Origin of the sequence: Clostridium sp. LS, assembly GCF_002760435.1 — a bacterium.
Classification (GTDB): domain Bacteria; phylum Bacillota; class Clostridia; order Clostridiales; family Clostridiaceae; genus Clostridium.
On sequence record NZ_AUUU01000035.1, the window covers coordinates 23,087 to 32,267 of the forward strand.

Annotated in this window: 8 protein-coding genes and 1 pseudogene; all 9 read right to left on the reverse strand. The window is 28.8% G+C overall.

Annotated elements, in window-relative coordinates:
• Positions 1-72: 72 nt before the first annotated feature.
• Positions 73-822 (reverse strand): phage replisome organizer N-terminal domain-containing protein, encoded by a 750-nt coding sequence (locus tag COL3_RS09090; protein ID WP_008428539.1) that lies wholly within the window; start codon positions 820-822, stop codon positions 73-75.
• A gap of 290 nt (positions 823-1,112) precedes the next feature.
• On the reverse strand, positions 1,113-3,008 hold the full coding sequence (locus COL3_RS09100) for a J domain-containing protein (RefSeq protein ID WP_008428541.1): 1,896 nt from the start codon (positions 3,006-3,008) through the stop codon (positions 1,113-1,115).
• A gap of 2 nt (positions 3,009-3,010) precedes the next feature.
• Positions 3,011-4,705: pseudogene (locus COL3_RS09105) on the reverse strand (molecular chaperone HscC).
• Between the two features lie 402 nt (positions 4,706-5,107).
• Positions 5,108-5,974 carry a hypothetical protein gene (locus tag COL3_RS09110; RefSeq protein ID WP_008428549.1) on the reverse strand — a complete coding sequence of 289 codons (867 nt, stop codon included), beginning with the start codon at positions 5,972-5,974 and terminating at the stop codon, positions 5,108-5,110.
• Positions 5,975-6,016: 42 nt separating this feature from the next.
• Complete coding sequence (locus COL3_RS28405) at positions 6,017-6,199, reverse strand: hypothetical protein (RefSeq protein WP_143327531.1); 183 nt, start codon at positions 6,197-6,199, stop codon at positions 6,017-6,019.
• Between the two features lie 245 nt (positions 6,200-6,444).
• Positions 6,445-7,056 (reverse strand): SMI1/KNR4 family protein, encoded by a 612-nt coding sequence (locus COL3_RS09115; protein WP_008428551.1) that lies wholly within the window; start codon positions 7,054-7,056, stop codon positions 6,445-6,447.
• Positions 7,057-7,538: 482 nt separating this feature from the next.
• A complete protein-coding gene (imm47, locus tag COL3_RS09120; protein WP_008428553.1) occupies positions 7,539-8,336 on the reverse strand; it encodes an Imm47 family immunity protein in 798 nt (265 codons plus the stop codon).
• A 16-nt stretch (positions 8,337-8,352) separates the two neighbouring features.
• Entirely contained in the window at positions 8,353-8,772 is a 420-nt protein-coding gene (locus COL3_RS09125) for a hypothetical protein (RefSeq protein WP_207655442.1), read from the reverse strand.
• On the reverse strand, positions 8,690-9,181 hold a 492-nt coding region (locus COL3_RS09130; RefSeq protein WP_180277933.1), incomplete at its 5' end, for an RHS repeat-associated core domain-containing protein. The genes COL3_RS09125 and COL3_RS09130, both read right to left, overlap by 83 nt.

Consider the following 9,181-nt stretch of genomic DNA (forward strand, 5'->3'; position numbering starts at 1 on the left):
AGCCATATTCACACATCAATATTTGGCTGCCAAAATACATTTGTATCTGTATATAACTTTAAAACTGACAGATTAAAAAGCCCACTCTGAAACCACACTTTCCCCTTCCTCCAATGGCTTCCCTTCTTCAGAATCATAAAAATGTATAAGAGAATTATCTTCTGGTTCTTCATCAGTTACTTTAATGTGCATATCTGTTTTCCTATTTTTATTTGCCTTTTTGCTTTTCTTCTTTTCCAAAGGTATAGGTATCGGAATATTGTCTCGTAAATTAGTTATTTGTTTGTTATCACTAATATTTTTATCAATATTAGTAACATCTTTATTATGAATATTTAAATTTCTACTGGCATCATTTCTGATATTTTCCGTTTCAATTTTACCTGCTTCTTTATTAGATTCTATATCAATTTCATTTTTGACATCTGCTGCAGCTACATTAACTTCTTCATTCTTAATATTAGAGTCCGTCTCCTCAGATTTAGCATTTTCTTTAACCATAATGTTCTGATGTTTAGCAAAATTTTTCACTCTATAAACATTATCTTCATTAATCCCAATCATTTCTAATTCCATAAAAACATCCATAGCTAATTTTACTTGTTCAATACTTCTATTAAATTCTATTGCCAAAGTCTCTATTGTATAAGGAATGGTTTTAGACATATACAAATCTCCTGCTAAATTAACCTTCCCAGCTAATGCCAAAAGTCTTGTCCATATGTAATGAATAAGGTCTCTTTCAGGCTTCATATCTATTATTTTAAATTTTGTATCTTCATACATATCTACTCTTAATTTTATATTTCTTCTTTCTCTCATCTTGATCAATCTCCTTATAATTTCATTTTTTTATATTATCTATTTAAGTTATATGGTTTACTTAATAAAATTACAGGAAATTTTAAAATTTTTTTTAGATCACTCCACAATCTATAATTTCTCAATATAAAAATATAATGCGTTGATTTTAGAGCTTTAACTCTATTAATCAACGCATTATATTTTTTCATTTAATTTGATTGAAGTTTAAATAAAACCATTTAACATGCCTAAACTTACCATTAGGATTATCACTTTGCATTATAATATCCTTCTCCTAAAATAAAGTTCTATTTATTAACGCAATCTATATATTCATTTATTCCCTGCCAATATAAATTTTGTTGATTATATGTGTTATTATATTCACTTTGAATATTATAACGTGTATATTCATCCATATGGCAAACAGTCCCTTTTAAAATATATCCTCCATTTTCATCTAAATTCTCTTTCTTAAAATTATTATCTGCGAATATAATTACTATATTATTAAAGATTCCTAGATATAATTGACTTTCAATTTTATCATTTAAATTTTTTGCATCAATTCTTTCCTTTGATAATATCCCTTTATCCTCATCTGTATTAGCCAGTTTAAAATAATTAATAGGTTTAACATTTCTAATATATAGCTTAACATTCATGTTTTCTTTTATCTCTCTTAAATCGCTATTAGTTTTTATTACCTTAAAGGTTTTATCATCTTTTAAATCGACCATATGGTTAATCTCATAAGTATCATCTGTATGATAGCTTGCTGTACTATTTCCATATATATAATGTAATATAATAATCACAATAGCTATAATAGGATAAATTCTAAAATAATTAGGATCCCATTTTCTTTCTTCTTTATTCTTTGGTGTATAAGGCTCAAATCTTATTTTTCTTGCATACTTTCCTTTTAATTTTAATTCTACGTTTCTAAGATATTTTTCTATTTTTTCATTATCATTGTCAATACTTAATAGTTTATTAAAAATTTCTCTTGCTTTTAAAAAATTATTACTATAATAGTAGCAGTATCCTATATTGGTTAGTCCTATTAAGTCCTCATTATTTAATGATAAGTACAATTCAAGATATGGTATTGCTTCAACAAAGCATTTTCTCATTGTTAAAATATGCCCAAGCTGTAATGCACTGTCTAAATCAATATTATTTAATTTAAAAGCTAATCTTGAAAATTTCAATGCATTATCAAAATCATTAGTGTCATAATATAACTTTCCAATTAATCTTAATAATTCTGCATCATTCTCAAATAAATGGTACGCATGGAATAAGTGTTTTTTAGCTTCTAAATAATCTTTTTTTTGCATCATCTTATACGCCTTTTCCCTAAGTTCCAAATATTTATCAGCATCCTTAGAGTCTAATGTACCTAAATAATCATATTCTAGCTCACTTGGACTTTTAAGATTGCTAAAAAATTCATCAACTTTCTCTGGTGGGTACTTACCATATAGTGTTTTCTCATTTTGGATCCAATCAAAATTATTGCTTAATAGTATCAATACCTCTGAAGGTAAGTACTTATGATCCAATAAAAATTTAAATACTTCGTCCTTTATAATTTTAAATGAATTTAAATCCCAAAGTAAATCACTGTTTAGTAATTCTTCCCACATCCTAAGATTTATTCTTAAAGAGATATCATTATAAATTGTATCTAACCTATTTAGGAATTCATGTATATTTTCTTTTAAATTATTATTTGCAGCTGATTTATCATAATTTATATGATTATTCTCAAAATTTATCTTGTTAGGTATTTTTACTTTCTCATTCCCTATTTCTTTGTTAACTTGATTAATTTTGTTAAGATATGCGTTAACCTTAACTGTAGTTTTTTTATGTTCATTTTCTAATTCTTTGCTAGCCTGATTAATTTTATCAATATATAAATTAACCTCGGATATGATTTTCTTATTTTCATTTTCACCTGTATTACCTTCATAATCTAATTTTAAGGGCTCTTTTTTTCTTTCATTATTATTATTCTGTTGACTATTTTTATTTTTCTTAACATGCTTAATAGCTTTATCATAGGCTTGTCTAAGATTTTGATATCCTTCTGCATCATCTTCAGGATTATGAACTTTTAGCAATTTAGCATAGGCTTTTTTTATTGCTTTAATATCACTATCATAAGATATCTCTAATACATCCCACCAATTCATAATTAATAGTAAATCTCCAATTCATTTAATTTCTGATTAAATATTTTCACGTTCTCTTCAATTAGCCTTGAATTTTGGGTTGATAATATTCTTTCAAACTCAGCTAATAGTTTTGCAATATAATCACGCTTTTCACCTAGAGCTTCTTCATATAATCTTTCACCTCTTGCAAGCAGCAATCTATTTTCTGTTCTATCCCTTGGATGAATTTTTATATCCTTAAGAGTTTCCATACGAGCTTTTATTTCTTCTTCTGTCATGGAACCTGGTGCCTTTTCAATTATTAAAGTTTCCTTAACTCCTGTGCTCTTTACAGTAGCTTCCACTTCTAGCAGTCCATTTATATCATAAGTATATCTTACATCAACAACTTGCTTTCCAGCTTTATCTCTTGGAATTGCTATTTTGAATTCTCCAAGAGCTATATTATTTTCTACTTTCCTGCTTTCTCCTTGGTATATCTTAATAGTCATTCTGGTTTGATTATCCGCTATTGGCACTAGTTCCTTAACTATGCTTATTGGAACTGGTGAATTTCTTTCAATTATAGGCAAATAATATCCTGACTCATATTTTTCACCATCCATACGCTGAGCAATTGCTACTCCAAGAGTATATGGGCATACATCAGTTAACACTAATTCTTTTAACTCTGAATTTTTTTCTTTTAAAGCTGCCTGGATTGCAGCTCCAAGTGCTACTGTCTCATCTGGATTTATATTTGAAAAAGGTAACTTATTAAACATTTTACTAACAACATTTCTTACTAATGGCATTCTTGTACTTCCACCAATTAAAATTACCGCTTCTATTTCTGATGGTGATATATCTGCATCCCTTAATGCTCTTTCCACTGGATGCCTTAGTCTTAATATTAATTCTGTACATAATTTTTCAAACTTAGTTCTATCTAATTGCACTTCATAGTTTTTTTCATTTGTCATTAATGTCATGGCTGCATTTTCATTGCTTGACAATGCCTTTTTACATAATTCAGCTTGCTTAAATAAAGATTATACTTCTTTCTTACTTAGCTTATTTAAATCTAAGTCATTCTTTTCTATAAAATACTCAACAAGGACTTTATTAAAATCTTCTCCGCCTAAAAAATTATCTCCAGCTATAGACTTAACCTCCATAACCCCTTCAAATAATTCAAGTATTGAAATATCAAAGGTTCCTCCTCCTAAGTCAAATACTAAAAATTGAGTTTCATCTTTTTCCTGATGAAGACCATAGGCTACAGCCGCTGCTGTTGGCTCACTTATTAATCTTTCAACCTTAAGTCCTGCAAGCTCACCAGCTTTTTTTGTTGCTTTACGCTGTGCATCATTAAAATATGCTGGAACACTTATGATTGCTTCTACAATCTCTTCTCCTAAATAGCTTTCTGCATCCTCTTTTAATCTTTTTAGGATAAAAGAAGATAGCTCTTCAGGTGTAAATATATAATGACCAATATTAAATTTTTTCTCTGTCCCCATAAATCTCTTAAAATTAGCAACTGTACATTCTGGATGAGTAATAAGTCTTTCTTTTGCAACTTCTCCTATTAAAATCTCACCATTTTCATCAACACTAACTACAGATGGTGTTAAATTATTCTTTAGGACATTAGGTATAATCTCTGCTTGCCCGTCTTTCCAGATTGCCGCCAAACTATTTGTAGTCCCTAAATCTATTCCTATAATCGCCATAACTCTCCTCCCACTTCCATCAAAAATTATAATTTAATTACTTCTTAATATTCTTCCAAACTCGAACAAATATATAGAAATTAAGGAGAACTGAAGTCATTAAGAATAAGCTCACCTTTTCTCCTTTATTAACCAAATATACCTTTTATTATAATACATTGAATTAATTTCTTCAATTTTTTCATATCTGGCTGTAATTACTCAATATAATAAAAAAATCCCCTAACGGGGACTGTGAGTTTTGTGAAATTAAGAGGGAAAGGGTTCATCTTCAGAAATCCAATATAAACCTTCTTCCTTTATCAACTTTTTCACTTTTCTGCATTGCTAAAGTTGTGGAATAATAAGTCCAAATAAGGAATTTTGCCATAATGTTAATGATTATTAATCCAAATATATATACTAGCTAATTTTTTTACGAACATTATTGTAAATTAAGCCAACTAGTGATATAGTAATCAAAATAATACCGCTATAGATAAATACTATTCCACTTCCGCCTCCTGATACGGAAAGAAAAGCGCCTACCACTAAACCAACAATTGCCAACTTAGTTATAGAGCTTCTGTCAGTAGCTGCAATTTTTTCTTTAGCTTCAGCAACAAAAGGATCCTCATAACTTTCTTCAGCCTCAATTACAGCAGAAGTATCTCCGTTATTATAATTTTTTATTTTTTCTAGAGCATCTACAAGTTTGTATAAGGACTTTTTATCTTGAAAGATCACTGATCTTATTAGCTTTCCTTTCTTATCTTTAAGATCTAATCCTATATCTTGAGACATTCCAGCATTAGATGAATAGTACACTTTAATCTCTCCAAGAGCATCTCCTCTAATTATTTGAAATTTTGGACCGTTAGCATTCATTCTATGAAAAAGTATGAATTTCTTTCCTACAGTAACTGTCCCAGATATATAGGCATGTACACCAAAAGCTGGCTTAAACATATCGTCATCAAAGGTTTCGAAAGATTCTTCGTCCTTCAAGTTTTTCTTTATTTCCTGCTCACATCTTTGATACACATTATCACCTATTGGCTTACGAAGTCTTAAATATTTAACAAAAAATACAAGACAAATAACCCCAAAAATCCCCGAAAAAATTACTGCAGTAGATGCTGCTTGTGGATCAGCTGATGAAATTACTATGTAACCCCCAACCGCTAGTATAGCCAATATTACAACACTTATGAGAGTCCTTCTAGATTGTGCCTCATTTATTTCACTGCTTTTTACTAATTGTTCTTTTAGATATTTAGAAATAACCATTTCAAAAATCCACATCCTAACTTTACTGTAATATATATAATTTTATAGAATTAATTGGATTATGTCAATGTTAGGCCTTTTATATAGTTGTTGTTCATCAACAGTATAATAATAATATCTATTTAATTTAGATTCTGCTTCGGAATCTGCAATATAAGCAGCAACAACCTCATACCCTCTGGCAAATCTGGAAATTACATTGAAGTCCTTATCGGCCTCAACCAAAACATTGTCTTTATGTAATATAACTTTACTTAACCATTGTCATTTTACTCCAACAATATCCTAGCAGATTTTAATACAGATACGTAAATATAATTCACTAAATATTACCAACAAAATCTAACCCAGTAAAAAGCTATTGTAACTTTCTACTTGGTTGATTTTATCATTAAATTCCTTTATTGCTACGCATCTATTTGAATACTTACAGAATTTTATTTCCTCTTTAGATAATTATAAATTCAAAATTATACTCCGCAATCGTGTTTCTTTCCACAGAAAAAACATTCCATAAATTTTTCAAATGTATCAAAAATTATTTCTCCTAAATCTTCTAATTCTTCTCTGCTTTCGCAATCATAATACTCTTCATGATCAAGCCATACAAGTTTGTAATTATTAAATACATCAAAACAAAGTGGTCCCCATCCATTAAAATCTCCAATAGGTATATATCCAAAATCTATTAAGTCCTCATAACCTTCAAGAAGTCCTTCTATTTTTGACAACGGTGAATTTGATGGCTGTTGCACAATATACATAATTACTTTTTTATCATTTTCTTGATGAAAATCATCAAAAACGCCTTCTAATTTTTCAAATAAATGATAGTATGAACATATAAATGTTTTATATATAGACGACAATTTTATATTAAATTTTTCTTCTAATCTAAGAATATCGTCCTCCTCTATATTAGATTCCACTAATTTCCATCTTGATATATCATTTTCAGCTTTCATATCTTTTGGAATAATATTTTCCCCATCAATTGCTTTTATAACTTCAAATTTTTCCGGATGATTTTCAGACAACACTTTAAAACATTTTTTTATAAATAACATTTCTTCTTTACTCATTATTTCACCTCTACAATTAATTTTAATTTTGTTTGATTACTTTTAAACTTTACACTTTTTAGTGACTTCTTTTTTAACATTATTATGAAAGTCTTCTGGTAATCCAGCCGATCCTTTAATTAATTTTCCATCTTTAATAACACCAAAGTGCTCATCAGCCCAGTTAATTAGTTTTTGTGAATATTCTTAAGCTATCTTGTTTTCCCTTACAACTCATCCTAATGCTTTATTCAATATTTATACCTATTGATTCTATCCTAATATCATTTACCAGCCTAAAAATTTTTTTATACTCATTTATATTTGTACATATTCCATGTATTCATCTAACTCAAAGTTATTTTCAATACTAACGGAATTGCTGAGCAACCCCTATATACACATTTTAGTGTTGTATTAATGATTTATTATTTTCTTATAAAAAACAGTAAATATTTTTGCATAGTCAAAAATATCTACTGTTTTTTCATTAAATTTATATATTAAATTTTATATCCATAAAAATATTTGCATCCTTCTTCCCAACTCATTTGAGAAAGCTTTTTTACATAATTAAATACTTGATTCATTAATTCATCATTAACTATTGTGTAATATTCTACTGGGCACTTAATCCCACTCCAAATTGATAGTAATGTTGGTATTGTGACCATTTTTAATTCATTTCCACTACTCATAGAAATAGCGCTTCCATCTAATAAAATTTTAGTAAAATCTCCTGGGAATATCGGCTTGCTATTATAATAATATTGCTCTCCATCTAACTTTTCTTGCTCACTAATATAAACCTCTCCTATTTCATCCACAGAAGAATCTTCGGAAAGTAACCCCTCATAATTTAAAATATGTTTAAGTGAATCCCTAATAGTACTTTCAACACTAGTATCCTCCCATTCTTCTAACAAAGCAAGTAAATACGGAACTACTTCATAAGATAATGCATGTTCTGCCCATACTGCAAATGTATTAATAGCATCTTCGCTAGCATATGATAAAAAATTCAAATTTTCAATTTTAGAAATATCTTCATGATTTGATACAGAACAAAATACTCTTATCCCCAAATTTATAACGGCCTCATCATTACTGTTATTAATCATTTTTACAAGAATTTCTTTTGCTGAAAATTCACCAAGTTTTAATAAATCAATTATGCATAAAAGTTTTTCTCTTTCGTTTTCATTTTTATTAGCTTTTTCCCACAATTCACTTTTTGTTGTATTCTCAGGAATTTCTCCAAACCATATTCCCTTACATAATATTTCATTTGCTTCATACATTTTCATTTCTCCTTTATTACTTTTTTCTCAAACCATTTTTTCGCTGCCATTTTAATACTTTATTTTGGAATTTAGTTGCTTCTGTATGATTTGAATTATTACCAAAAATATAAATTCCACTCTCTGTTTTATGAATTTTTAAGACCTTTGCGCCTTTTTTTCCATATCCATTTTTTGAATAAAAACTTAAATCCAGACCTTTTAAATCACTCTTTCTTATTGTCGATTCACCAGTATAAATAATATTTTCCTCTATATTTTGCCCACCAAATGCAAGACCTTGATTGTGATGCCCTTTACTCAAATTTCCTTCTGAAACTAATGTATTATACTCTTTTCTAGCTACATCCAATTCATGTCCTTGTACTATAGTTGACTTTTCTGGGTCTGAAAACCATTTTGGATTTTCGACATGTAATTTTTTTGGCCTCATCATAATATGGTCCGTAAACTGCTTTGCCTCTTACTGAATTTGCGGATTGTTGCTCTTTTGACTCAGGGCATTTTCTTTGATACCCACTCGGATCATAATACCCAACGGGATTATTCCCACAATAAGCATAAAGATTTAACCCATCACCTCTATAAATATCCTCTTGAGTAAACCTACCAATAACAGGATTATAATACCTAGCTCTCAAATAATACTGTCCTGTAACACCATCAAATTGCTGACCAGTATAAGTTATCCTATTATGGACTTGTTCTTTACTTTCAAGGACATTACCAAAAGCATCATAATAATATTCATTTCTAACATTCTGATTCTTATCAGTAATTAATACCGTGCTTCCCTGTTCATCAACAGTATAGAAATATCTATTTAATTTAGAGTCTACTTCGGA